Source organism: Desulfoconvexum algidum (assembly GCF_055382125.1).
Genome location: NZ_AP042394.1, coordinates 1,768,088 through 1,793,938 on the forward strand (window position 1 = coordinate 1,768,088; position 25,851 = coordinate 1,793,938).

The following is a 25,851-nucleotide window of genomic DNA, read 5'->3' on the forward strand; positions in this document are numbered from 1 at the left end:
CTCTTAGAAGCAAATAATTTTTATATATCGTGTCTGAATGAAAACCTGAAATTTTGTTGAGTACAAGGCTGACGAAAATCTTCACCGGAGAAATACATAGAATATTTCAAGAATTAAAGTTTTTGTCCAACAAAGTGATCGAAACAATTTAAGATTTTCAATCGCACTCTTTTGATCCGATGACAGAACCAAAATTTTAAATTTTACGTATTTTTATAATCTATGACCAAAGAATTCAAGACCTGGATTTATTCCACATATTTTCCACATATTTTCCACAGAAAATTTGCTTTTATACCGGGTTGTCATGCCTGAAAACCAGCTATTAACTGTATATCCATTGTCAATATTGAGTTACCGAAAGGGGTGTTCTCAAAAAAAGTTGAATTCAATAGAGTGTTTAGATCATGTCTATATGGTATGATTGGACGTTTTTATCGGATTCAAACGGGGAGCAGTTGGTTCCTTCAGTGATTACATTGGCAAAAAGTTTTTCAAGGATCTTGATATCAATTCTGGCTTCATGTAATTCTTTCTGATGGGCGTATGTCTGGGTCATAGGCGGATAACTTTTGCCTGAATTCCTTTGTTTAAAGGGGATAGAGAAAATTCAAATATTCTATCAAAAACATCAAGCTCAACCGGTAATTCCGGGAAATGTGAGTAAATTGTGTTTTTACTCACAGAGAAGAGCTTTTGTATTGATTTATATCAGCCAAAGGACTATGTCCATGCAAAACAGAAAACAAGTGAAGGTAGAGACAGAACTATAATAAAAATGCCAACAATGTAAGTAAAGCACTCATGACTGTAATGGTATGGCAGGCGTTGGGGTTTAAAGGAAATATGCTAAATCATCGGGTATCACCTAATAGGCCACTTGAATAAAGTTATGAATAAGTCATTTTCGGAAATTACAATTAATGGCCTGAAACTTAAAAATAGATTTGTCAGGGCTGCAACATGGGAAGGATTAGTCACTCCAGAAGGCCAAGTAACTCAAAAACTTTTAGATATCGAAGATGGTGTGGCCGACTGTATAGCCATGAGCCGATTTTTGATCAGGGAACCAAATTTGGTTAGCCGCCGGCAAAACAAAGACCTTCGGCCAGCAGAATGCAAATCAGATAACCTGTGCTTTACTCCAGGATTTGAGGGAAAAAGGGTGTCTTGTGTCACCAAAGAAATTGAACAAAATAAAAAATTTCATAATCTCCCAACAAGTCAGTCAAAAAGAGCAATATCTTTTGCTGGCGGAAAATCTTAATGTAAGGATATGACGATGGAAAAATGCACTGAATGTTTTAAAAATATATCTGAAGATGCTAATATCTGCCCCAAGTGTGGGTCAAAGAACCCATTTGATGCGGTTGTAATAATGAAACTAATTAATAATAATTTGTATGATATTATGAGCAGACTGTCTTTATATTATAAAACGGGTTATTTTTATGACAAAAATAGGACTATTTATGAATTTTCTGATGTCGTCCTTTTGGCGGTTTATAGTTCACTGTTTTATTTTATCGTTTAGGGGTTTTGGTTTTTTGGTGGTCTTGATATTTTGGTAAATACAGGGACGCTATCAGTTGACGGATTAAATGGATACGAAATATATAGATTAAAAGATTCTATATCAGACGCGGCGTTTCTTGTATGGTTAATGTTTATAGTTATTGTTTATTTTCCATTTTTTAGGTTAAAAATTAAAGTTGGAAGAGATATTAGCGGAAAGATCAATATGCAGGCTATGCTATTTGGAGTAAATAGTTACAGAAAAGCCTTTTCTGTAACAGGGAATATACACAGCAAATATAAAACAGCATTATGTGAAGATGGTAGAATATTCGAAGAAGACAATAAGCATTCCGATGGTGCATTTTCTCCATATATTTCCTATCCAGAAAAGCCTTCCAATCCTGTAGATAGGGCTTTACAAAGAATTCATGATATAAAACTATTGTTATTAGCTGGTAAGAGCAGGTATTCAAAAATAGACCTGGATATTAAGTCTTCCGTCTCATACCTCACAGAGCATACACACTTATCTGATCTTTTTATTACCGCTATAGTTTCTGTTGCTCTTTCTATTGCCTATTGCACTGCAACAGGTCTTGAGTACAGTATCGCTGGTGGACTTCTTGTTATGTCAATAGTGTATCAAATGGGAATTATCAATATTCGACGGGATACGAATCTTAAAATATTATCGGTTGTCAAAAATCTTGAAAAACAGCTAATTGAAATAGAGCAAAATCAACATAAAATTGATCTTGCTAAATAAATATAACCGACGCTTGAGTGGGACCGGTCGTAATGCGCGGCTTTAGAAATTGAAAAATTTTAACTGAGGTCACGAGTTTAAGTCGACCTGGCCTTCAGGTCAATCGTTAGGCGTAAAAACACCCGGCGCTTAGCATGTTTGCTAAATTTAATTTACTGGGTGTGGAAAAAGTTTTTATGAAGAATTTTTTTTCTGGTTTTATTCCTGCCTTCGTTGCGTCAATAGTTTGGCCATTTATAGATGGTAGCAAAAGCATTACAGGCATACTGTGAAAAGCAACGTGGGGTTTCGCTACGCACAGCCACACCGCTTTTAACAGCCAGGGATGTTAAGCGTTATGCAATAGGAACTGAACGAATATTAATCTAAATTAAACTTTTAGAATGCGAAAGGAAAAGGTTGATGAGTTACATTGATAAGAATCTTATGAATAGCGAGAATGTTGTTTATCGTGCGAATTTGCATTGGGTTATTTTTTTTTGGCCAATAGTATGGTTTATCGTTGCATTGATATTTTTTAGTTGTGGTGGCGACGTTGCTCTTGCTGGTATTTTATTTATATTGATCGCCATACTTACAGGTATTCCACCTTTTATTAATCTCAAAACATCAGAATTCGGAATAACTAATAAACGGGTTATCGTGAAGGTCGGGTTTATACGTAGGAATTCTCTTGAAGTGCTGCTCAACAAGGTTGAAGGTATTCAAGTGGAGCAGGGCATTTTAGCGAGAATTTTAGGGTTTGGATCAATTACAGTAAGTGGCACAGGAGGCACAAAGGACCCCTTCCATAAAATCAATGCACCCCTTGAGTTCAGGAGGAAAGCGCAAGAACAGATTGCAACAGTTCAAGATGCAAGATAACCGATTGCAACAAGTTGCTTCACTCGGGAAATTACTCGATTATAGTTTCCCGGTGAACAAGGTGTTGTTTTTAAAACAAGTCAAAATATCAAAGATACTTGGTCTTTTAGACAAAAATCAGTCGACATTGGAGTATACAAAGGGAATGTCATCTAATATTGAGGAAGACAAACGGATACTGCCTATTAGCCTTTCTATTTTTGTATATACAGTGTAGTCATTATGTTTCTTTATACGCAAAATAATTCTAATATGAAGGATCTCATCCAATGAATATTCCCCCAGTTAAAGTCAATCAAGAGTCAGGAAAGAAAATTTACTATCAAGGGCGAAATGGCTTTATGGTGGATGATGAATATGTAAAATCAAAAAGTCAATCAATATTGTGATCAAGATTTTAATTCCGCCCCAAAATCCGGGAATGTACTTCCCCGGCCCGATTTAATTCAATCCATCTAATTCCCTTAAAAATAAATTTTTCAAAATTTAATTTCTTCCATATAATTCCATTTCGTACCCAACGATGTTTACATGGAGGGAATGATGGATCCGATACCTTGTCCCGGTTGCGATTCGTTTTTTGTGCCAAGAAATAAACTACAGATTTTTTGTACCGATCCGGATTGCCAAAGGACCAGAAAAGCCCTATGGCAAAAACAAAAATTGGTATGTGACCCGGAATACAAAAAAGATCAAAAATTGGCTAATCAGAAATGGCTTCAGAATAACCCCTATTACTGGACAAAATATCGTCAAAGAAATCCGAAAAAAGCTGACAGGAACCGCTCTTTACAGAAAATCAGAAACTGTAAAATTCAAAAAGACAAGGTCCATTCCAAGGCATCAAGAACTATCGGTATTGCAAAGATGGACTCGAGCAAATCCAGGAACCAAGGGCTTTTAGGCCAATATTGGCTTGTTCCCGTCGTTGCAAAGATGGACCCGGTAAAAATTTTTATCGCTACAGCCCCAGTCTGTTCGCCATAATTGCAAAGATGGACTCGAGGACTGGAGAAAAATTTTGTGTTACAGAGATCATGAACCCCATCAGGCCAGGAGGGCATCATGATAAGAAAAAAAGTGCTTATTCAAGACCGGATACGCCGTACCGGCAAGAGTTTTTGTTTTATCCCTCACCGTTTCCTTACAGACGGATTTTTACAATCATTGACCCGGCATGAGTTGGCATTATACCTGTTCCTTGTGTTGGCCTCAGACAAACATGGCCTTTCATATTACGGAGACAAAAGCATCTGCTCTAAACTGGGCCTTAAAGAACAAGATTATCTTTTTGCCCGCAGTTGCTTGATCCACAAAGACCTTATCGTTTATGACGGCACCCTGTTCCAGGTGCTTTCCCTGCCGCAAAGTGCCCATAAGATATAAGGAGGAGCAATGATTGACATGAGAATGATTTTTGAAATCCACCGGTTAAAAGATATGGGAATGTCCAATCGAGAAATCTCAAAAGCAATTGGCTGCAGCAGGAAAACGGTATCAAAGTATATCTCCAACCCAGAGTCGAAACCATCTAAAAGGAAAAGCCGGACGCTGAAACTGTCACCATACCACGACTATATCCGGGAAATAATAAACAGATATCCAAAGCTCAAAGCACCCGTTGTTTTACGTCAGATACAAAAAAAGGGTTTTGATGGCGAAATAAGCATTTTGAGGGATTTTCTGCGTAAAATCCGGGGACAGTCCTTAAAAAAGCAGGCGTATAGCCGATTTGAATCAGAACCCGGGCAACAAATGCAGGTTGACTGGGGGCATTTTGGGACCATCTCCTATGGAAAAACCAAAAGAAAGCTGTATGGGCTTGCCGTCATCGAATCCCACAGCAGGATGCTTTATGTTTCTTTTACCCATAGCCAGAAACAAGAAGCCCTTCATCAGGCTTTGTTTGATGCCTTTAAGTATTTTGGCGGCCCTCCGGAAGAACTTGTGGTGGATAACATGATCACAGCGGTGACTGAACGGACGGGCGCTCTGATACGTTTTAATGGCAATTTTCTTCATTTTTTACTCCCCCTTGGTATCAAGCCTGTGGCCTGCAATATCAGATCTCCCCATGAAAAAGGAAAAATTGAAAGAAGCATTCATTATATCCGGCACAATTTTTTGCCATTAAGAGAATTTAACAACCTGCCAGAACTCCAGTCCCAGGCTATGGAATGGTTAAACAATATTGCCAACACCAGGACACATAGTATGACAGGAGAAATCCCGGTAAAAAGACTTCAGAGATACCGACTTAAAAAGTTTCCGTATCCTGCCCCGGATTACAGGGAAATACACTCCTTATATGTCCATAAAGATTTTTCCGTGAGATTTGACTCCAATACGTATAGTGTTCCGGTTTGGACGATTGGTAAAACTGTTGTTTTGAAAGCAAATCAGGAAAAAGTATGGATGTATTACAAAACCCGATGTATTGCCGTCCATGCTCGGTCCTGGGAAAAAAAACAAAGGATCGAACTCGAATCCCATAAATCACAACTTCATAAGCTTAGAAAAAGAAGGCTTGCTGACAAAAACGTTCTTGCCTTTTTGTCTTTGGGTCAAACGGCGCTGGATTATTTGAATGAACTTGAAAAAACAAGGTCTCCATTAAAAAAGGACATCATCCAGATAATGACCCTGAAAGACAAATATGGAGACAGTTCAATAATTATCGCCCTGAACAAAGCATTGGATCTAAAATTATATGGTGCGGGTTATATCCAGAATATTCTTTACCAGGAGATGACACCCAAAATCTGTCATCCACCTGTGAAACTGAAAAGTGATACTCTCAACGAGATAAGACTTTGCTCCCCAAACCTTGCAGAATATGATGCTCTGGTCCTCAAAAAAAGGAAAAAGACATGAATACCGTTATAGAAAAGTTCAAAACATTAAGGCTGAGAAATTGTGCCCAAAACATAGAAAGCATCATTGAACAGGCGAACCAAAAAAACCTGTCTCCCCTTCAAGCCATTGAACGGTTAATCGACATTGAAATCGAAGAACGGGATAAAGCCAGGATGGTATTAAGGTTCAAGCAGTCCGGGCTTGATACAAAGGTCACCATTGATCAATTTGATTTTAATTATCACAAGTCCCGACAGGCTCAAAAAAGTATAATCTTAAACCTTATGGATCTTGAGTTTATTGAGAAGAAAAAAGATATCATCATGATTGGTAATCCTGGCACAGGAAAAAGTTATTTGGCTAAATGTATCGCCTTTGCTGCGACCCAGGCTGGAATAAAAACGCTTTTCACTACTGCCATGGATATGATCAATCATTTGATAGCAGCGGAAGCGGATCATAATCTGCTCAAAAAACTTAAATATTATCAATCACCGGATACTCTAGTCGTAGATGAAATTGGGTACCTTCCGCTTGGCCAACAGGGATCAAATCTGATTTTCCAGGTAATCAGTGCAAGGCATGAGAAAAAATCTACCATGATTACAACCAACTTGCCATTTGCCCAATGGGGAAACATTTTTGACAGCACTACTGTTGCCACAGCGATTGCCGACCGTCTTGTGTACAACTCTGATATCCTTGTATTGGAGGGCCCAAGCTATAGAAAGAGGAATTAATCGAAAAAAATAAAAACTGAAAAACTGGTAATTTTTTAACCGGCATATAAGACCTCTTGATCGTTTTTTTAGTATCAAAATGGATAGGTACGTCCTAACTCAGGTGTGGGGCATTTTAGAATCCTGGTTTTGGGGCAAAAACAAATCCCTGATCACAATCAATATCAATTAAGGACATAAAATCTGTGTCTATTAACATGTTGAAAATAGAATTAATTTTAGGTTTTTTAGTTTTGATAGCCTTTGCATTATGTGAATATATATTTGGTCATATACTTTTATCAGTGGCATGTGTTTTTGTTGTTGTATATTTGATTATCACATACAATTTGAGACGCATCACGTTACACACAACATTTGGAAAGTTTAATGTTCTTGATGCCAACAAAGAGCATGCTGAGATTGTAAAAGAAAAGATAGTGTTGTCAATGTCAGAAAATGTATATCCCTGATTCTTTTCTTATCTTACCAAATTAAAACCATGAAAACAAAAAAGCCCCTAACATATATTAGAGATTTTCTTTTTGGTGGTAAGGAAGAAAATATGTATTTATTATGGTCTTTTTTTGCGATAGCCTTATTTGTTGTGATTCTACTAAGCCCAAAACTCTTTGGACTACCACTTTTCGCAGACTCTGATAAACAATCTTAATTAATTGCAAAATATCTTATCCCTGAGGAGGAATTTCATGATCAAATATTTAATAATGATGATTGTATTTTTGGTCCCTATTGTGGCTGAAGCGACTTATTATCCTACCGAGTCAATACAATACCAAGATCTTTCAACTGATGAACAGAATACTTTTGCTCAAGTTGCTCATCGTGTTTCCAATGATAATGCAATTATAGATTATCTTCATTGTTATGAAAACAACGTTAAATTCAATTCAAGTGGCGGCTTAAACAAAGATAGTCGCTTTCATAGAATGATGGCAGGGATATGTGAAAATATTGAGGAAGTCGAAGCCAAAGCATATGTTACATATGTCTATGAAGTTTATGGCCTAAGCCATAAACTTCATAGACTTAATCTGAAAGACATTTCAGTCTTTTTAGGATGGTATATTTATAATGAGTTGGTTGAAATTTCAGATTTTGGAAGTAAAAGCTCATCTCTGGATGACAAGAAAGCACATGTCGGATTTTTAACTGGTAACATTGTGGACAGAATGAATATTATTGATGCATTTGAGGGCTTATCTTTGGGAAAGACTAAGAAATTCGACAAGCTGAAAATTGAAATTATAAGTTGCATTGAGAGAGAAGATAAAAGTTCTTCCTGTACCTTGCAGCTTTTGAATGAAAGCGACGAGCCTCAAACTATTTATGTGTCCAAGTCTACAGAAGGACCGTTGGCTCTAAATGAATTTGGGGAAGAACTTTCTCTAAAAGAAATGGATTTCTCTGGGCGTCAAAGCAAGCAAGAAGTTAAGGTTTTCTTGGCTCCGTCGGTGCCAACGAAATTTTATATTAATATTAACAAGCAAACGAGTAATTGGACAAACCTTCACCGTTTATCATTCAATATTAAATATAATGCATCTCAATTATTTTTTTTTGAAAAGAATGTTTCAAGAGATGTTGTTTTTAACAATATCCTTTTAATAAAGTAGTCTACCTGTTGAGTACCAGTGTAAACCAACAAGCGGGTTATTGTAAAATTGAGGTTTTTAAAAAGAAATTCGTTTGAAAGTACCTCTCGATAAAGTAGAGAGGAATCCAGGTAAACCAGAGCCTTGTTGGTAGAATTGAATTATGGTTGCTGATTAAAAAAATGATTTTGGCTGGATTTTAAACCGCTTTTCCAGTTTTTCCGAATGGAGTCGATTGGCATGCCTTCAAATATGACATATGATGCATCTTATGTCATGTTTGAAGGCATATATAAATCCCATTTTTTTAGTGGGTTACATGAAAAATAGTTGCTTTTGAATGCCAAAAAAAACAGAATTGATACACACTTGATGCATTAGTGTAACACCGAATGTTTTTTAGATTTATAGGCAGCAGATGGTGCAAAACAGGCTTATAGACATTGAAAACCCCCATGAACATTAGCTTTCCATGGTAAAAAAAGTGTCAACATAGTGTCAACTCGGACTTTATTTTACAGGGAAAACTCAGTTAATCTAAGGGTAAACTTAATGTGTGATTTGACTCGGAGAAAACGTTGAAGAAGGCTGACTGTCAACGTTTTGAAGATGGCGGAAGTGCATGGGAATCGAACCCACCCGCCAGGGTCTTAGCCCAGCACATCGGATTTGAAGTCCGAGGGCCCCACCAGTGAGCCGCGCACTTCCGCATCTAAATAAGGAAAGAACAATACACCTGAGGGGCCTTATTTGTCAATCTATTTTACAGTTTCTCATTTCAATGGATCAGGGATTTAATTTCCATCCATTTCGAAGTGTTTTCTTCCAACCAATCTCAGGGGAATCAACCCGCCACCCATCTAATTCTTTCAATTTAATTTCACTAAAATAAAATGTAAGTGCTTTTAATTTCCGATCGCTCAGGCGATGAATGCTGTGATGACTCAGTGACAGCAGGTTGCTGTCACTGAAAAAATCGGTTCGCGCCCAACGATCTGCAGAAGAGATCACCTTTTTGGGGTCAGTACTCAAATCCTATTGGATAAGCTTTTTGCAAAAGACCAAGAATATTAATTTTTTTTGATGGGACGGATTAATGTGACAGGTAAGGACTGGGGTTTTGTTCTGTCCAACTTATTTCAGCGGTCCTAACCTATTTTTTTTATAAAATCGAGCCCGAGTTTTTTTAGTGTTTTTTGAGTTGGTACACCCTTTTTGTTCCAGCCTCGTAACTTATAATAGCTTGGCAGCATTTTATCGATTTTAACCACAGAGTGTTTATTCCCTTTTATCAGGGGATGGTTTGTAAACCGTTTGGCGAGTTTGTCATCTTTGTTTGAAAAGCCTTCGCGGATATTAAAAAGGCGTTCCAATGTATACCCTCTTGCCCCGACCTGCATCATTCTTCCAAAGTCCATTTTCATGCCGGTTGCCTGGATAATGGCTTTGGAATGCGGCAGCATGGGAAGATGAAATCTTTTAAAAATTGGTGGGAGACGATAGCTCAGAGTGACCAGCGGCCATGAATATGTCAAAAAAAATGAAATCAGTTTTGCGAGCATACCGCTATTATTAATTTTGAAGGCAATGTTCGGAATAAATGTCCATGAGGTAAAAAGACAGTTCCCAAAGGCGCTGATAGCTGCAAGAAGATCCTGGTCAAGGGCAACCCAGGACGGCTTTGAGCGATAATGAAACTGCTTGAGATTTACAGGTCCGGTAACTTCCAAATAGACAAGGTAACCACCGTCAAGGTGACAGGCGCCCCTTGAGGCAGTAGCGTATCCAAGGCCGTGGCCAACGGATGCTCTTGGTTCGTATGCAGGAAACTCAAGTCCTTTTGAATGTGGAGCAAAGTCTTGGCCACCGTATTTTTCTGAGAGAAATTTCACACCTTCAGACAGGTCTTTTCCGATTCCTTCTCTATTGGCCATAAGTTTAAGGTTTTGGGAAATATTTTCTTTTTTACCAAATTCGATACCTGACTTCCAGATTCCCTTTTCAGAGAGCTCTGCTGCAAATCCTAAAACAGTTCCGGTTGAAACAGAGTCCATGCCCAGAAGGTCCAGTTCATAATTCCAGCGAATAATGGCTTCAAGATCATTTATCAATAAATTGGAACCTAAAAGGCAAAGAATTTCATATTCAGGGCCTTTTTTATTTTCACCGTCAATTTGTACAACTCTGCCGCATCGAATTGGACATGAAGTACAGCCGTAGTTTTTGATAAGATGATTTTGTAAAAGGGCTTCCCCACCGATCATGTCAGCATGGTCATAGGAGCCGGTTGAAAAGTTTTTTGTTGGTAATGCATTTTTTTTTGAAAGACCTGTAAGAAATGCAGCCGTACCGTATTTGGGCGCCTGCGTCCCGGTTGCCGGGTGACTTTGCAATTGTTTAACCCATTTTTTTACGGTTGTTTTAAACCCTATTTTATCGTTTAATTGGATTTTAGCATTTCCTGTGGCAAAGAGTCCCTTGAGGTTTTTGGAGCCCATGACAGCACCCATTCCGGTCCGGCCATGACTCCTCTCCTGGGACACAATCGTTGCGAATTTTACACCATTTTCACCGGCAGGGCCAATAACAAGGCGTCCTCCCTTTTTTTCTCCCATGGCTTTCTGGGCTTTTTCTGTGTCAAGTCCCCATAAATGATCTGCATTTTTTATACTGATTTTATCATTGATGATCTCAATATAGACCTTTTCTTTTGCCTTGCCCCGGATAATAATGCCGTCATATCCTGCTTTTTTTAGGAAAATGCCAAAATTACCGCCGCTGTTGGAATGGCCTATGGCTCCTGTAAGCGGGCTCTTTGCAGAGATGTCATAGCGGCTTGTAGAAGGGGCTCCCGTTCCTGTCAGGGGGGATGTCATGATGATAATCAGGTTTTCAGGAGAAAGGGGGTCAATGCCCTTGGGCAGCTCATCCCATAGAATTTTTGTGCTGAGAAATCTGCCGCCGATGAAAAGGGCACGGTCCTTGTCGCTTATATCATAGGTCGAACATTTTTTTGTACCAAGATGAATGTCGAGAACCTTACCCATATATCCGCCATATCTGCTTTCCATTTTAATTTCCTTTTTTGGGGGCTAACCAGGTTTTAAATTTCCGGGCTTCAATAAAGGCTTCTGTTCGCATGATAAAAGGCAGGAATCTGTCCAGAAATCTTAAAGCGGAATATATCCGAGAGGGGATGATGGTTTCTCTATTGTTTAAAATGCCTTTGATGACTTTTTGGGAAACCGCTTCAGCCGTTTGACTTGGCCAGGGAAGGGGACTTCCTCCGGCGACATTGAAAAATTTTGTTCGTGTTGCGATGGGGTAGACTATCTGTAATTTCTGATTTTTGTTCAGCTCATGCCGATAGGCAAGGGCAAACCCATTAAGGGCCGCTTTTGTACTGGAATAAAGGGCATACCCGGCAAGAGGCAAAAAAGCCATGGCACTTGCTGTTGCGACCATTGTGTATGGCTGGGCACCATGCAATTGTTTCATTTTTTCCGCAGCATAGATCGGGGAAAAGGTGTTGATCTCATATATTTTGTGAATGTGGTCCCAATCTGGTTTGTCGATTTTTTCATAATAGGCAAATCCCGCATTGGCAATAAAGATATCAATACCGCCCATCTTTGATATGGCAAAGTCAAACAGGTTGTCAATGTTTTCAGGTTTTCCCAGATCACATTGATAAGCGAACACGCTGGCGCTCTCTTTAATATGGTTTGTATTCAGGTCTGCGGCCGTAATTTTGCAATCAAACATAAAATTTAGATGGTTTAAAATGGCTTGGCCAATACCTGAACCTGCGCCTGTTATGACAATGTTTTTTTTATTTATTTCCATCGGCAGCCTCTGGGTTTAAAATTTCTTCAAAGTGTTCCGAGGTTAATAAAAAGGCTTCAATTTTGTCTTTTGGAAACCCGCTTATATTGTCAAGGATTAGATCAAGGGCATTGTCATCAATTTGTTTTATAAGGGTTTGACCTTTTTTGCTCAGGCTGACGAGAACACTTCTTCGATCTGTCGTGCTTTTTTCCCTTTTAATAAGGTTCTTTTCCTCAAGCTGGTCAGCAAGTCTTGTTGCGGAAAAAATTTTCATCCGCATTTCTTTTGCAATATTGCTGATGGACAGTTTTGAGCTGCGGTTCAAAAATTTTAACAGGTATATCTGTTGAAATGTGAGGCCGAATTTATTCACCTCATATTGTTCAAGCCTGTATACACCTCTGAGGACCTTGAATAGAATCGTTTTAATTGATTCTCTGTCTGTAATTTCCAAAGGCATTTGTAAGGTCCTTGTTTAAATATTTATTCCCACAACTCCGAATGAAAACGGGTGTGATTCTACCGTAGAAAACTTTGTTGCATTTTGCAAGCAAAGAATTTGCAATATGCAACAAAGTTTTCTTTTGCCAATGGAATAGTTTGAATTTTGAACATTTAAAAATGTTTTACACTAAATTTTGATATAATATTATAGCCAGGCTATTTATTATCGTGAATAAATAAAAACCATTTGTTTTTTCCATCCATTTTAAGAAGTCAACTCTCCTTATATTTCAGATAATACCGAGTATGTTGCAAAAATGCCGGGTTGTAGGTTTTTTTTAAAAAAATAATTATAAAAAATATACTTGCTCTAAGGTTCTTATATATCAAGTCATATATAAAATTTATTTGTAAAAAATAATATTTATTAAAGTTATACATTTTTTTTATTGACATTATAATAGTTTCACTTTAATATTTTGTTCAAGAAAAGTATTTTATGGTTTTTTCAGGGGGAAGCAGAGTTAGACCAGGATATCCTGGCCCTAAAAAACAGGACCCACAGGGTATAGGGAGATAAGAGTATGGCCCACGAACTTGCAGACAGACGCGATGTTGATTTTGTGATTTTTGAGCAGCTTGAAGGTGAAAAAATTTTAAACCATCCCAAGTTTGAGGGGCTTGATAGAAAAACCCTTGAGCAGGTTATTACCGAGGCCCGAAAATTGGCAATTAAGGAGATTGCTCCCACAAATGTCCCCGGAGACCGGGAGGGGGTGCTGTTTGAAAACGGCCAGGTAAAGGTTCCTCTCTCTTTTCATAAAGCTTATAAACTCTATTGTGAAGGGGATTGGATAGCTTGTATGGATGATGTGACTGTCGGTGGTCAGGGGATGCCTGCAGTTGTTTGGGCGGCTGTGTCAGAATGTTTTATAAGTGCAAACCTGGCCTTTATAATGTATCCGGGTCTCTGCCACGGCATTGGAAAAGTGATTGAACTCCATGGGACTGATGAGCAAAAAAATCTGTACCTGGAGAAATTATATTCAGGCCAGTGGGGAGGGGCCATGCTCCTTACCGAGCCCCAGGCGGGTTCTGATGTGGGCGAACTTACCACCACTGCCTTGAAAAATGAGGATGGTTCTTATTGTATCACCGGTAACAAAATTTTTATCACGGGCGGAGAACATGATCTGACAGAGAACATTGTTCACCTTGTTCTGGCCCGAATCAAGGGTGCCCCCCAAGGCAGCAAGGGGATCTCCCTTTTTATCGTTCCCAAAATACGGCTTAATCCCGATGGCAGCCTGGGCAAGCCCAATGATGTTGTCTGCACCGGTATTGAAGAGAAAATGGGCATCCACGGGAGTGCTACCTGTAGTCTAAGTCTGGGAAGCAAGAATGGCTGCCGGGGCATCCTCATCGGAGAGGAAAATAAAGGGATGAAGGCCATGTTTTCCTTGATGAATGAAGCCAGGATCGGGGTTGCCATGCAGGGGCAGTCTGTTGCCGGGGTAGCCTATGCCCATGCGCTTACCCATGCCAAACAGAGATGCCAGGGTAAAAATCTGCTGCAGATGTTTGATCCCGGGGCGGTCCAGGTGCCCATCATCCAACACCCGGATGTGCGACGGATGCTTTTGTGGATGAAGGCATATGTTGAAGGCATGCGCAGCCTTATCTATTTTACGGCCCATTGTCTCGACATTTCTGAATTGGATGAAAGTACAGAGGAGAGGGAAAAGTATAAAGGGGTGATTGAAATTTTAACCCCCATTCTTAAATGTTATTGTTCAGAGAAAAGTTTTGATGTCTGTACCCAGGCGCTGCAGGTATTCGGGGGATATGGTTATACCACGGAATTTCCCATGGAACAATACCTTCGGGACAGCAAGATCACCAGCATCTACGAGGGGACAAGCGGTATTCAGTCCATGGATCTTTTGGGGCGCAAACTGGGAATGAAAAATGGAAAGTGGTTCATGGATTTTCTGGGGGAAATTCAGAAAACCATTGACCAGGCCCGGGAATTTAACCCGATCAAAGACCTGGCAGACAAGCTTGACGCTGCTGTCAAAAAGGCGGGTGACGTGGCCATGCATTTAGGCACCATCGCCATGAGTCCCAATGTGATGACCGCCTTTTGTTTTTCCCACCCTTTTTTAATGGCCCTTGGGGATGTCAGCATGGGATGGATGCTTTTGCAACGGGCGATCAAATCAATCGCCCAGTTGGAGGATCAGTGTGGCAGCCTTGAACCGACAGAGCGCAAAAAAATGGCCCAAGCCAATAAAAAAATAGCATTTTATGAAGGCCAGCTCCGTACAGCCCAATTTTTCATCAATTCAGAGCTGCCCGTTACCATGGGAAAATTTGATGCCATTGCAGCCAGTGATGCTGCTGCCATGGAAATTTTAGACGATTCTTTTTGAACATAGGTATTTCTATTTCAACGAAGGTCCTGCTGGGAAGCATTGTTTATGGCGCATTTGTCTTTTTTTTTTAAAAAGGAAATAAAATCATGAAGCATTTATCGGGAAAAGTTGCAGTGGTTACCGGTGCTGCAATGGGAATGGGAAAATGCATTTCAGAGCTTCTTCTCAAGGAGGGTTGCAAAGTAGCGTTGGTTGACATCAATCGAGATATTCTTAAAAAAACTCAAAGTGAATTATCCTCAAGCGGTTTTTGTGAAAGCTACGTCTGCGATATTTCAGAACCGGCAGAAGTTTCAACCCTTGCCATGAAAATTGAAAAAAGTATGGGAACCGTATCTGTCCTTGTCAATAATGCAGGGATTGTCGTTGCCAAAGGGCTTCTTGAGATGGATGAAATTCAGATCAAAAAGATACTTGATGTCAACCTGGCATCCATGTTCTGGACAACGAAAGCCTTTCTACCTGGAATGATTTCACACGATGAGGGGCATGTTGTCAATATCGCATCGGCAGGTGGAATCCTGGCGTTGCCCGATCTGGCAGCGTATTGTGCCAGTAAATTTGGTGTCATCGGATTTACCGATTCCATGCGCCAGGAAATGAAAAAAAACAAACATCAAATAGGGTTTACCTATGTCTGCCCCAATACGGTTGGAACAGGAATGTTTGAGGGGTCTAAAATGGCAACCGGAACCCGGGAATTAAATCCCCGTGATGTAAGTAAAAAAATAATAAAATCAATCAAAAAAAATCAGGCTGCATTGGCGATTCCCTCAATTCCGGTAAAATTTTTAACCCCATTGTCCAAACTTATCTTGCCGGTTAACCTCATGGATTTTTTAAATCGACTCTTAGGCCTGTGGCGTATTAATGATTCGTGGAAGGGTAGATAAATGAAAAAAAATCAGGAAAGGAGAATCTTATGAGCTTACTAAAAAAAATATTTTTTGGAATAGGAATTTTGCTCCTTATCAATATACTCTTAATGGGGGTTAGTATTCTTCAAAACGGTACAGGGGGATGGAAGGGTGAAAATTCATCCCAGATACTGGGTGTTGCAGTGGAAAAAGCAAGTGTTGAAGATATAGAAAAGCTTTCAAAACATCAATTGATGCAGCTGTTCTATTCAGCAAACCCCCCTTCTTTTTTAGAGATTAACGGTGAATATAAAGCCAAAACCATACCTGCTGGCATATTGTCTCCAGCAGCTGATTTTTTTACCCATAATTTTTTCGGACCCGGCCGCTGGATTGGGAAAGCATTTTCTCCGATTAAGGGAAACCTGGGAAAAGGGTATAATATATTTAAAGATACAGGCTCAAAATTATACAGAACCAGAGAAATGGACACCTTTATTGGACCCTCCAAAATAGATGAGAATGACTCTTTTCATATTGTTTATAAATCATACAACAGCGGTATGGTCCATTCAATGCACGATGAATTGAGAAAAATAAATGAGCATTTAATTATCGGAATGGGATATATGCTGGCCGGAGGCGGGTCCATAAATCCTGCACCCTTTGTTTTATTTGGCAAACCGACACGCTGGATCGGGCCGGATAAATAATCTTTTACAATATCGAGAGGTTAGAAGTGGTGAATTCAGTAAAACTGGAAATTAGGAAAAATAAAATCCTGACAGCGGCAGAACATGTTTTTGGAAAAAAAGGATTTCAGGACGCAACCATATCTGAAATTGCCAAAGTGGCGAAAATTTCAGAAGCATCCATCTATGAGTATTTTACCACAAAAGAAAAACTTCTTTTTACCATTCCAACCAAATATGCATCTGACCTTTATGATTTGATTGAATTTCATCTTAAATTAATCAGGGGGTCTGGAAACAAGCTTCGATCCATTATCTACCTCTTTATTTCATCCTATGAGGAACGCCCTGATAATGCCTCAATCATTATGCTTCTTTTAAAACAAAATAAACGGTTTCTGAATACAGAGGGGCACCTGAAAATCAAAAAAGCGTTGCGGGTGATTACCGAAACAATTGACGAAGGCGTTAAAACCGGTGAGTTCAGAGATGATATCAATGTGTATCTCATTCGATCCATCATAATAGGCACCATTGAACATCTTGTTACAAACTGGCTTATGACGGGAAAGCCGGAAAATCTGACCGATCTTGTCGATCCTTTGGTCGATACTGTTCTTGAAGGAATTCGATCAAAAGAGAGACAGGACAGCCCGTTGAACCCGATAAAAGTACAAATTGAAAACAGGCAAGGTGAATAATTAACATTGAATTGTTTTAAAACTATATATTACGAGGTGGAAAGATATGGATGTTATTGAAAGTAAAATTGATGTGAATTCAGAAGAATACAAAAAAAACTACCAGGATTTAACCGGTCTTGTTGATGATTTGAAAAAAGAGCTGGACAGGTCCTGGGATGAAAGATCTGAAAAATCACGACAAAGGGAAAAAGAATCCGGGAAGCTTCCGGCAAGGAAAAAGCTTGAACTCCTGCTGGACAAGAACACGCCTTTTCTTGAACTTTCCCCCCTGGCTGCCAAAAATATGTATGATGGTAAAATTCATAAGGCAGGAATCGTTGTGGGGATCGGTGTTATTCGAGGCCGCGAAGTGCTTGTGACGCTGAACGATGCAACCATTAAGGGGGGATCAATTTACCCGCTTTCAGTAAAAAAAACGATCCGGGCACAAACCATTGCCATGGAGAACCGCTTGCCCTTTGTTAATTTAATGGATTCTGCCGGTGCCTATCTTCCCTTGCAGTCGGAAATTTTTCCGGATGCCAATACCGGCGGAAGGGTTTTTTACAATCAGGCAAAGATGTCAAAAATGGGTATTCCCCAGATAGTGGGTGTTATGGGGTTGTGCACTGCCGGCGGCGCCTATGGGGTTGCCATGTGCGATGAGATTGTTCATGTTAAAGGACACGGTGCCATCTTTCTTGGCGGCCCTCCTCTTGTTCTTGCTGCAACCGGTGAAGAAGTTACGGCCAATGAACTTGGCGGACCTGAACTTCATTGTGCCGAGTCAGGCGTTTCCGATTACTATGCAGACACTGATGAAGAGTGCATAGAAATGATCAGAAAAATTGTGGGGAACCTTCCGGATAATGAGAAATCAAAACTGACCATGACCCCGGTTGAAGAACCGGCCTATGACTCAAAAGAGCTCTATGGTATCGTAAGTTCTGACCTTTCACAACCCTATGACTGTAGAGAGATTATCGCAAGAATTGTGGATGGCAGTAAGTTCCTTGAGTTCAAGGAGATGTTCGGCTCCACTCTGGTAACAGGATGGGCCAACATCCATGGGTATCCGGTTGGCATACTGGCAAACAATGGTATTTTGTTCTCTGACAGCGCCCAGAAAGCCACCCAGTTTATTCAACTTTGCGACAAAAGAAAAATCCCCCTCCTGTTCCTCCAGAATATTAACGGGTTTATTATCGGCCGGGAATATGAAGCCGGTGGAATTACCAAGAACGGTCATAAAATGGTAAACGCTGTTTCAACCGCAACCGTTCCAAAATTCACAGTTATAGTGGGGGCCTCTTTTGGCGCCGGCAACTATGCAATGTGCGGCAGAGGGTATTCCCCAAGATTTTTGTGGATGTGGCCAAATGCACAAATCGGTGTCATGGGCGGTGCCCAGGCGGCAGACGTGCTCATTAAAATTACAAATGACCAGCGGACGAGAGCAGGCCAGGCAGAGATGAGCCAGGAAGAAGTCGATTCTATTAAAGAGCCTGTAATTGGCGCTGCATTAAAAGAAGGAAACGCATACTACAGCACGTCACAACTGTGGGATGACGGCATCATTGACCCTGCAAAGACAAGGGATGTTTTAGGCCTTGCCCTTTCAGCCGCATTAAATGCGCCCCTAAGGGATGGTGAAGAGGGGTTCGGTGTTTTCAGAATGTAATCATGGTCCTTGGCAATTAGAAAATAGAAAATAGTAATTATGAGCCAATTTTAACAGGGAAGTAACCTTATGTTTAAAAAAATATTAATAGCAAATCGGGGGGAAATCGCCCTTCGCGTCATAAACACCTGCAAGGAGATGGGTGTCCAAACAGTTGCGGTTTATTCAGATGCAGATGAAAAAGCAATCCACGTTCTTTCCTCTGATGAAGCGGTCTGTCTTGGTGCTCCCGAACCTTTGGAGAGTTATCTTAACATTGATAAAATTATTAAAGCGGCAAAAGATACAAATTGCCAAGCAATTCATCCGGGCTATGGTTTTCTTGCTGAAAATTATGAGTTTGCAAAACGATGTGAACGTGAGGGGATTGTTTTTATTGGCCCCGGGTCAAAAGCCATTAAGGATCTGGGCGATAAAATCACATCCAGAAAACTCATGGTTAAAGGAAATGTTCCTGTCACGCCGGGCCTTACCAGCACAGAAGCAGACGTTGATGTAATGGCCGCAGAGGCAAAAAAAGTGGGATACCCCGTTCTGATTAAGGCAACAGCCGGCGGTGGCGGAAAAGGGATCAGAATTGTAAACAGCCCCGATGAAATGGCAGATGCCTGTGCATCCGCATCAAGAGAAGCCTTAAGTGCCTTTGGCAATGGTGAAATCTATTTTGAAAAATTCTTCACCGAGGCAAGACATATTGAGTTCCAGATTTTAGCGGATACCTTTGGAAATACCATCCATGTTTTAGAACGGGAGTGTTCTATCCAGAGGCGTCACCAAAAAATAATCGAGGAGACTCCCGCAAGTGTTTTAACCCCGGAACTTCGTGAAAAAATGGGTGCGGTAGCTGTTGCTGCTGCAAAAGCTGCAGGTTATGTGAACGCCGGAACGGTTGAATTCCTCCTGGATGCGGAAAACAATTTTTATTTTCTGGAGATAAACACACGGCTTCAGGTCGAACATCCGGTTACGGAAATGATCACCGGAATTGACCTTGTCCGGCAGCAACTGGAAATCGCTGCGGGGAATAAACTGTCTTTAACACAAGAAGATATCATGGGCCGTGGTCACTCCATTGAGTGCAGAATCTATGCTGAAGATCCGGCAAATAATTTTTTCCCTTCCCCCGGAAAGATTGAATTTCTTAAAGAGCCAAAAGGTCCCGGAATCAGAAATGACTGCGGGGCTTATTCAGGTTTTGACGTGCCTGTGGATTACGATCCCATCATTTCAAAACTGGTGGTTCATGCCCAGACCCGTTCCCAGGCCATTGATAAGATGATAAAAGCTTTGAAAGAGTACATTATCTTAGGCATTCGGACACCCATTGATTTTCTTTTGGACGTATTGATGTCTGAACCCTTTTCAAAAGGGGATGTGTTTACAAACTTTATAGAGACTCACTTTTCTGACTGGGAAGAAAACTTAGACGAGAAGGATATTGCCGCAATTGCCTACGTTGTGGATGAACTGTGCAACAAGAGAACAAAAACAGACAGTGTCGCACACGTTGCGCCGACGCCATTTAATACACTCGGAAACTGGAGACTTTAAGTCATAAAGGAGGAAAAATGGAATACAGGCTCAAGATACAAGAAGAGACAATTCCTGTTGAAATAAACAGCAAAGAAGCAAATACAGCAACTGCAACAATTGAAGATAGGGGTTATGACTTAAAGTACACGCTTATTTCAGAGAATGAACTCCATCTTCTGGTCAACGGGAAAAGTGTAAATGTTTACCTTGCCAAAACCAAGACCGGAAAAACGATCCTGCTCAACGGCAGGACCTATCAGGTTCAAGATATGGATAACCTTGCCAAAGGGCCTAAAAAGAAACGAGGGATTGATGGCCCCACAACGGTAACGCCTCCCATGCCTGCTGTGGTAATAGCGGTTAATGTCAATGTGGGAGACAGGGTTGAAAAAGGTCAAAAGCTGGTGGTGGTTTCTGCAATGAAAATGGAAACAACCCTTTTGGCTCCCTATAACGGCATGGTTACCCGGGTAAATGTCCAGGCCAGTGACAAGGTGATGCCGGGTGATATCCTTGTTGATATTGATGAAATCAAGGATGAAAATAAAGATGAAATGAAGGATGAAGCGGTTTCTGAACTTGAGGGAGGACGCTAAAATGCCGGATCTTTTATATCAAGTAAAAGAAAACATTGGTTATATCACCATAAACAGAGAGGCAAACCGAAACTCAATCAGCAGTGAAGCCGTCACGCTTTTCCTTGAAGCCCTTGAAACAGCTGAAAAGGACGACAATGTAAGGGTTGTTTGCGTAAGTGGTGCCGGTGAAAAGATCTTTTGTTCCGGCGCGGATCTTGGCGGCGGCATCGGCAATGCCAGCGGCAATGCTGGTGGACAGGAAAACCTGGCATTTAAAAATTATGCACGGTTGATAACACGACTGGCAAAGTTTCCCAAACCGACCCTTGCAAAAATTAACGGGCACTGCATGGCAGGCGGAACCGGTTTTATGCTGGCCTGTGACATTGTTATTGCAAAGGATGACGCGAAGTTTGGAACACCTGAAGTGAATGTGGGACTCTTCCCCATGATTATCGGCGCTTTGATTTTTAGAAATGTTTTAAGAAAAAAAGCCATGGAAATGATCCTTCTTGGGGAAAAACTAACGGCAAAAGAGGCCCTTGACATGGGCATGATCACAAGAGCTGTCCCACGAGATCAGTTTGAAGTGGAAGTGGAGAAGGTGTTGAAAATCATTGCGTCTAAAAGCCCCATTGGAATGCGAATCGGAAAAGAGGCCTTTCAAGGCATTGAAACAATGGATCTTGAAACGTCGGTTAATTTTCTGTCTGAAAAACTCATTGAAGTTGCCAGTACCCAGGATGCAATGGAAGGTATCACCGCATTTTTTGAAAAGCGCAGGCCTGAGTTTACAGGAAAATAATAGACCCAAGTGATCTTAAAATACTAAATGTTGGGAGAAAAATGATGGCTGAAATACTGAAAGTGGCCAATTGCAGTGGTTATCTGGGGGATAGGGTTTCCGCAGCAAAGGAGCTTGTTGAGGGGGGAGAAATCCATGTGCTCACCGGAGATTATCTTGCCGAACTTACAATGGCACTGCTTTTTAGAATGAAAATGAAAGCACCGGAACGAGGCTATGCCGCAGTATTTTTAAAACAGATGAATGATGTCATGGGGCCCTGCCTTGATAAAAACATTAAAATCGTTACCAATGCCGGAGGTCTTAACCCAAAAGGACTTGCCAAAGAGCTTGAAAACATTGCACGCGAGCTGGGTCTCCATCCGAAGATTGCCTACATTGAAGGGGATGATCTTCTGCCGAGAATAGCCGATCTCCAGGAGCAGGGGGAACAATTTTTTCATCTTGACAAGGGCGTCAGTTTGAAATCAGCCGGCGCCATGCCCATCACAGCCAATGCCTATTTCGGCGGATGGGGAATTACCCGAGCCCTGAATGAAGGTGCTGATATTGTTATCGGGGGAAGACTTGCGGATGCCGCTCTTGTGGCAGGACCTTGTGCATGGAAGTTTGGATGGAAGGAAAACGACTGGGATAAACTTGCCGGCGCATACACAGCCGGACATATTATCGAGTGCGGCACCCAGGCCACAGGCGGAAACTATTCGTTTATTGATGAAGTCCCTGAGTTTAAAAACATGGGGTATCCCATTGCTGAAATGCATGAAGATGGGTCTTTTGTTCTCACAAAACACCCGGGAACCGGGGGGCTTGTCTCTGTTGGAACAGCTACAGCCCAGCTTTTGTATGAGATCAGGCAACCTTGTTATCTGACGCCGGATGTTAAGGTTCGATTTGATACCATACGGCTAAACCAAGCGGGAAAAGATCGTGTGCATATCACAGGCGTCAAGGGGGAGCCCCCCACAGGCTCTGCCAAGGTATGCATCAACAACTTTTATGGATACCGCAATTCATTAACAGCCGTCATTACCGGAATGGATATTGAAAAAAAAGCCAAGATTGTTGAAGATACATTGTTTTATAATTTAGGTGGGAAAGAACAATTTGCAGCCACAGATGTTCAGCTGATAAGAATCGACAAAGAAGATCCTCAACACAATGATCAAGCCTCTGCCCATTTAAAAATATCCCTCATGGACCCTGATCAGAAAAAAGTTGGGAAAAAATTTTCCAGCACATTGATCGGGATGGCGCTTTCCACCATACCGGGTTTCACATTAACAACGCCTCCTGCAAACGGCACCCCGGCACTGCAGCACTGGCCCACATTGGTCAGCAATAAATTTATAGAGCAAAAAATATGTGTGGATGACCGAGAGTTTTTAGTAAAACCAACAAAGGTATATCCTGATGTCACAGATATTGAACCGATTAAAGTTAAAACAATTGACCTTGACGCTCAACCGACCGAAGAGATTTGTTTTGGGGAAATCTTTGCCACACGGTCAGGAGACAAGGGCGGAAATGCAAACCTGGGTGTCTGGGCAAAAACAATTGAGACCTATTCATTTTTAAATGAGTTTCTCTCGGTGGATAAGCTCAAAGAACTGCTTCCTGACATGGCTGATTTTGAAATTGAAAAATATGATCTGCCAAATCTTTTTGCCGTTAATTTTTATATAAAGGGTGTGTTGGGAGAAGGGGTGGCGGCGTCTTTCAGAAACGATCCCCAGGCAAAAACTTTGGGAGAATATTTAAGAGCTAAAAAAATTCATGTGCCAAAAAGCGTGGCGCCTTAAATTTAAATATCATAATTTAAATATCATAATTTAAGCATTATAAAAAATAATATAATCCGGACAGGTCATCGTCCTGAAACATCAATATTTCATAAAGAAGAGAGGGCAATAATGGGAAACGATATATATTTTACAAAAGAACACCAGCAGGTAAGACAAGCTGTAAAAGACTTTGTCAATAAAGAAATAAATCCCTATGTGGATGAGTGGGAAGAAAAGGGTATAACGCCCCTGCATGATCTTTTTAAAAAAATGGGTGACCTGGGTTTTCTGGGTATAAGATACGATGAAAAATACGGTGGAATGGGTCTTGATTACTGGTATGAACTGGTTTTCCTTGAAGAGTTATCCCACATCCACTGCGGTGGTATTCCCCTGGCAATTACCGTTCAGACAAACATGGCAACACCTGCCATTGACGAGTTCGGATCTGAATATCTTAAGGAACGCTACCTTGTGCCTGCCATTAAAGGGGAAATGGTTGCCGCCATTGCAGTTACGGAACCAGATGCCGGTTCTGATGTTGCCGCGCTTAAATCTTTTGCAAAAAAAGAGGGGGACTACTATGTATTAAACGGTTCTAAAACCTATATTACAAACGGCACCCAGGCAGATTTTTTGACCCTTTTGGCCAGGACAAGTGATGATCCCGGATACCATAGTTTTAGTTTATTTGTCGTCCCCACTGACCTTAAAGGATTTGAAGTCAGCAAAAAGCTTGATAAACTTGGTATGCGAAGCAGTGATACGGCTGAACTATTTTTTGACAATGTAAAAATTCCTGCCCAAAACCTTATCGGCAAAGAGGGAGAAGGGTTTATCCAGCAGATGATGCAGTTTCAGCACGAAAGGTTCACCGCACTTCCAGCCAGCTATCTTGGCGCTATTGATGCCATTAATTTCACCGTCGAATACTTGAAGGGACGAATTGTTTTTGGAAAACCGCTTATTGCAAAGCAGGTGCTGCGGCATCGGATTGCACAATGGCTTGCTGAAGCTGAAGCCTTGAAACAGCTGACCTATCACATCGTTCAAATGAAAATGAAGGGCCAGGATGTAACAAAGGAAATCTCCATGGGCAAGCTTCTATCAGGTCAGCTCATCGTCAAAGTGGCGGACGGGTGTCTTCAAATGCATGGCGGTATGGGGTTTATGAATGAAATGAGAATCTCAAGGTTTTTCAGGGATTCCAAGCTCATTGCCATTGGCGGCGGCGCAAACGAAGTGATGTGTGAAATTATATCTAAAACATCAGGAATATAAAGGTTTCGATGCAGCAATATGGTTTAATTTTTTAACCATTAAATTGATAATAAATCAATGACACCCGGGAGAAAAAGATGAAGGATTTGTGCAGGGAACTTGCCCAGGAGCATGCAGCCCTTGATGAAATTGTTAAGGGTATAGGGGAGTCAAAATGGGATATGATAACCCCTTTTGATGACTGGACCATCAGACAAGAAATTTGTCATATCGCATATTTTGATGATAAAGCAAGACTGGCCGCCACTGATCCGGATGGTTTTCAAACGGATATGCTGGAAATTTTTGAGGGTGTCACCTCTGTTGATGCGTTTCTTGAAAATACCGTAAAGGATTTGATGAAACTCTCCTCAAAAGCTTTAATGAACTTCTGGATCAATGAAAGAACAAAAATGATAAACGCCATTGAAGTTCTTGGGCCCCAGGATAAGATTCCCTGGTACGGCCCCCCCATGACGGCCGAATCCTTTGTAATAGCAAGAATGATGGAAACTTGGGCCCATGGACAGGATGTTGTCGATGCACTGAAAATTAAAAGGACACCCACTGAACGGTTAAAGCATATTGCCCATCTTGGTGTAAAAACCTTTGGTTGGTCATATAAAAACAGGGGCCTTGAAAAACCAGTTAAAAAAGTTTGTGTGGAACTTAAAAGTCCTTCAGGTGAAACCTGGCGGTGGAACCCGGAACAGACTGAAAATTCAATTACAGGCAGTGCTGAAGATTTTTGCCTGGTTGTCGCCCAAAGACGGCACATTGATGATACCCGCCTTATGGCCAGCGGCCCCATTGCCCGTGAATGGATGACCCTGGCCCAGGTATTTGCAGGTCCGGCTGAACGAGGCCCTGATGCTGGTAAATTCAAACAAATTTAAACAGATTTCACGTATTCTTTTATGACGGGAAAGGAG

Annotated in this window: 23 protein-coding genes and 1 tRNA gene; 19 read left to right on the plus strand and 5 right to left on the minus strand. The window is 40.9% G+C overall.

Annotated elements, in window-relative coordinates:
• Positions 1-400: 400 nt before the first annotated feature.
• Entirely contained in the window at positions 401-559 is a 159-nt protein-coding gene (locus ACZ45G_RS08120; RefSeq protein ID WP_464176835.1) for a hypothetical protein, read from the minus strand.
• Between the two features lie 333 nt (positions 560-892).
• Between ACZ45G_RS08120 and ACZ45G_RS08125 the strand changes: the two genes are divergently transcribed.
• The 8 genes from ACZ45G_RS08125 to ACZ45G_RS08160 all read left to right on the plus strand — a co-directional run bounded on the left by ACZ45G_RS08125 (position 893) and on the right by ACZ45G_RS08160 (position 8,360).
• Positions 893-1,267 carry a hypothetical protein gene (locus tag ACZ45G_RS08125; protein WP_464176837.1) on the plus strand — a complete coding sequence of 125 codons (375 nt, stop codon included), beginning with the start codon at positions 893-895 and terminating at the stop codon, positions 1,265-1,267.
• A gap of 297 nt (positions 1,268-1,564) precedes the next feature.
• Positions 1,565-2,284 (plus strand): hypothetical protein, encoded by a 720-nt coding sequence (locus ACZ45G_RS08130; protein ID WP_464176839.1) that lies wholly within the window; start codon positions 1,565-1,567, stop codon positions 2,282-2,284.
• A gap of 402 nt (positions 2,285-2,686) precedes the next feature.
• Entirely contained in the window at positions 2,687-3,148 is a 462-nt protein-coding gene (locus ACZ45G_RS08135) for a PH domain-containing protein (protein WP_464176841.1), read from the plus strand.
• Between the two features lie 540 nt (positions 3,149-3,688).
• Positions 3,689-4,135 (plus strand): hypothetical protein, encoded by a 447-nt coding sequence (locus tag ACZ45G_RS08140; protein ID WP_464176843.1) that lies wholly within the window; start codon positions 3,689-3,691, stop codon positions 4,133-4,135.
• Between the two features lie 78 nt (positions 4,136-4,213).
• Entirely contained in the window at positions 4,214-4,534 is a 321-nt protein-coding gene (locus ACZ45G_RS08145) for a hypothetical protein (protein ID WP_464176845.1), read from the plus strand.
• A 9-nt stretch (positions 4,535-4,543) separates the two neighbouring features.
• Positions 4,544-6,022 carry an IS21 family transposase gene (gene istA, locus ACZ45G_RS08150; protein ID WP_464176847.1) on the plus strand — a complete coding sequence of 493 codons (1,479 nt, stop codon included), beginning with the start codon at positions 4,544-4,546 and terminating at the stop codon, positions 6,020-6,022.
• On the plus strand, positions 6,019-6,744 hold the full coding sequence (istB, locus tag ACZ45G_RS08155; protein ID WP_464171863.1) for an IS21-like element helper ATPase IstB: 726 nt from the start codon (positions 6,019-6,021) through the stop codon (positions 6,742-6,744). Before istA ends, istB begins: the two co-directional genes overlap by 4 nt.
• 689 nt (positions 6,745-7,433) lie before the next feature.
• The gene (locus ACZ45G_RS08160) at positions 7,434-8,360 is read left to right on the plus strand and encodes a hypothetical protein (RefSeq protein ID WP_464176849.1); all 927 of its coding nucleotides are present in this window, start codon (positions 7,434-7,436) and stop codon (positions 8,358-8,360) included.
• A 589-nt stretch (positions 8,361-8,949) separates the two neighbouring features.
• Here ACZ45G_RS08160 and ACZ45G_RS08165 read toward each other — a convergent pair.
• From ACZ45G_RS08165 to ACZ45G_RS08180, 4 genes are all read right to left on the minus strand, one after another.
• Positions 8,950-9,047 (minus strand) — tRNA-Sec (locus ACZ45G_RS08165).
• Positions 9,048-9,487: 440 nt separating this feature from the next.
• Entirely contained in the window at positions 9,488-11,410 is a 1,923-nt protein-coding gene (locus ACZ45G_RS08170; protein ID WP_464176851.1) for an aldehyde ferredoxin oxidoreductase family protein, read from the minus strand.
• A gap of 1 nt (position 11,411) precedes the next feature.
• Positions 11,412-12,185 (minus strand): SDR family NAD(P)-dependent oxidoreductase, encoded by a 774-nt coding sequence (locus tag ACZ45G_RS08175; RefSeq protein WP_464176853.1) that lies wholly within the window; start codon positions 12,183-12,185, stop codon positions 11,412-11,414.
• Positions 12,172-12,627 (minus strand): MarR family winged helix-turn-helix transcriptional regulator, encoded by a 456-nt coding sequence (locus ACZ45G_RS08180; protein ID WP_464176855.1) that lies wholly within the window; start codon positions 12,625-12,627, stop codon positions 12,172-12,174. Before ACZ45G_RS08180 ends, ACZ45G_RS08175 begins: the two co-directional genes overlap by 14 nt.
• A 568-nt stretch (positions 12,628-13,195) precedes the next feature.
• Between ACZ45G_RS08180 and ACZ45G_RS08185 the strand changes: the two genes are divergently transcribed.
• The 11 genes from ACZ45G_RS08185 to ACZ45G_RS08235 all read left to right on the plus strand — a co-directional run bounded on the left by ACZ45G_RS08185 (position 13,196) and on the right by ACZ45G_RS08235 (position 25,815).
• Positions 13,196-15,043, plus strand: a complete 1,848-nt coding sequence (locus ACZ45G_RS08185) for an acyl-CoA dehydrogenase (RefSeq protein ID WP_464176857.1) — start codon at positions 13,196-13,198, stop codon at positions 15,041-15,043.
• Positions 15,044-15,132: 89 nt separating this feature from the next.
• Complete coding sequence (locus ACZ45G_RS08190) at positions 15,133-15,939, plus strand: SDR family NAD(P)-dependent oxidoreductase (protein WP_464176859.1); 807 nt, start codon at positions 15,133-15,135, stop codon at positions 15,937-15,939.
• 29 nt (positions 15,940-15,968) lie between these two features.
• Positions 15,969-16,616, plus strand: coding sequence for a hypothetical protein (locus tag ACZ45G_RS08195; RefSeq protein ID WP_464176861.1), 648 nt, complete (start codon positions 15,969-15,971; stop codon positions 16,614-16,616).
• A 29-nt stretch (positions 16,617-16,645) separates the two neighbouring features.
• A complete protein-coding gene (locus tag ACZ45G_RS08200) occupies positions 16,646-17,296 on the plus strand; it encodes a TetR/AcrR family transcriptional regulator (protein WP_464176863.1) in 651 nt (216 codons plus the stop codon).
• A gap of 46 nt (positions 17,297-17,342) precedes the next feature.
• Positions 17,343-18,959: an acyl-CoA carboxylase subunit beta gene (locus ACZ45G_RS08205; protein WP_464176865.1), complete on the plus strand. Its 1,617-nt coding sequence runs from the start codon at positions 17,343-17,345 to the stop codon at positions 18,957-18,959.
• Between the two features lie 69 nt (positions 18,960-19,028).
• Positions 19,029-20,510, plus strand: a complete 1,482-nt coding sequence (locus tag ACZ45G_RS08210) for an acetyl-CoA carboxylase biotin carboxylase subunit (protein ID WP_464176867.1) — start codon at positions 19,029-19,031, stop codon at positions 20,508-20,510.
• Positions 20,511-20,527: 17 nt separating this feature from the next.
• Positions 20,528-21,088 (plus strand): biotin/lipoyl-containing protein, encoded by a 561-nt coding sequence (locus ACZ45G_RS08215; protein ID WP_464176869.1) that lies wholly within the window; start codon positions 20,528-20,530, stop codon positions 21,086-21,088.
• Position 21,089: 1 nt separating this feature from the next.
• Positions 21,090-21,875, plus strand: coding sequence for an enoyl-CoA hydratase/isomerase family protein (locus ACZ45G_RS08220; protein ID WP_464176871.1), 786 nt, complete (start codon positions 21,090-21,092; stop codon positions 21,873-21,875).
• Between the two features lie 41 nt (positions 21,876-21,916).
• The gene (locus ACZ45G_RS08225; RefSeq protein ID WP_464176873.1) at positions 21,917-23,677 is read left to right on the plus strand and encodes an acyclic terpene utilization AtuA family protein; all 1,761 of its coding nucleotides are present in this window, start codon (positions 21,917-21,919) and stop codon (positions 23,675-23,677) included.
• Positions 23,678-23,788: 111 nt separating this feature from the next.
• The gene (locus ACZ45G_RS08230) at positions 23,789-24,940 is read left to right on the plus strand and encodes an acyl-CoA dehydrogenase family protein (RefSeq protein WP_464176875.1); all 1,152 of its coding nucleotides are present in this window, start codon (positions 23,789-23,791) and stop codon (positions 24,938-24,940) included.
• Between the two features lie 77 nt (positions 24,941-25,017).
• A complete protein-coding gene (locus ACZ45G_RS08235; protein WP_464176877.1) occupies positions 25,018-25,815 on the plus strand; it encodes a TIGR03084 family metal-binding protein in 798 nt (265 codons plus the stop codon).
• Positions 25,816-25,851 lie beyond the last annotated feature (36 nt).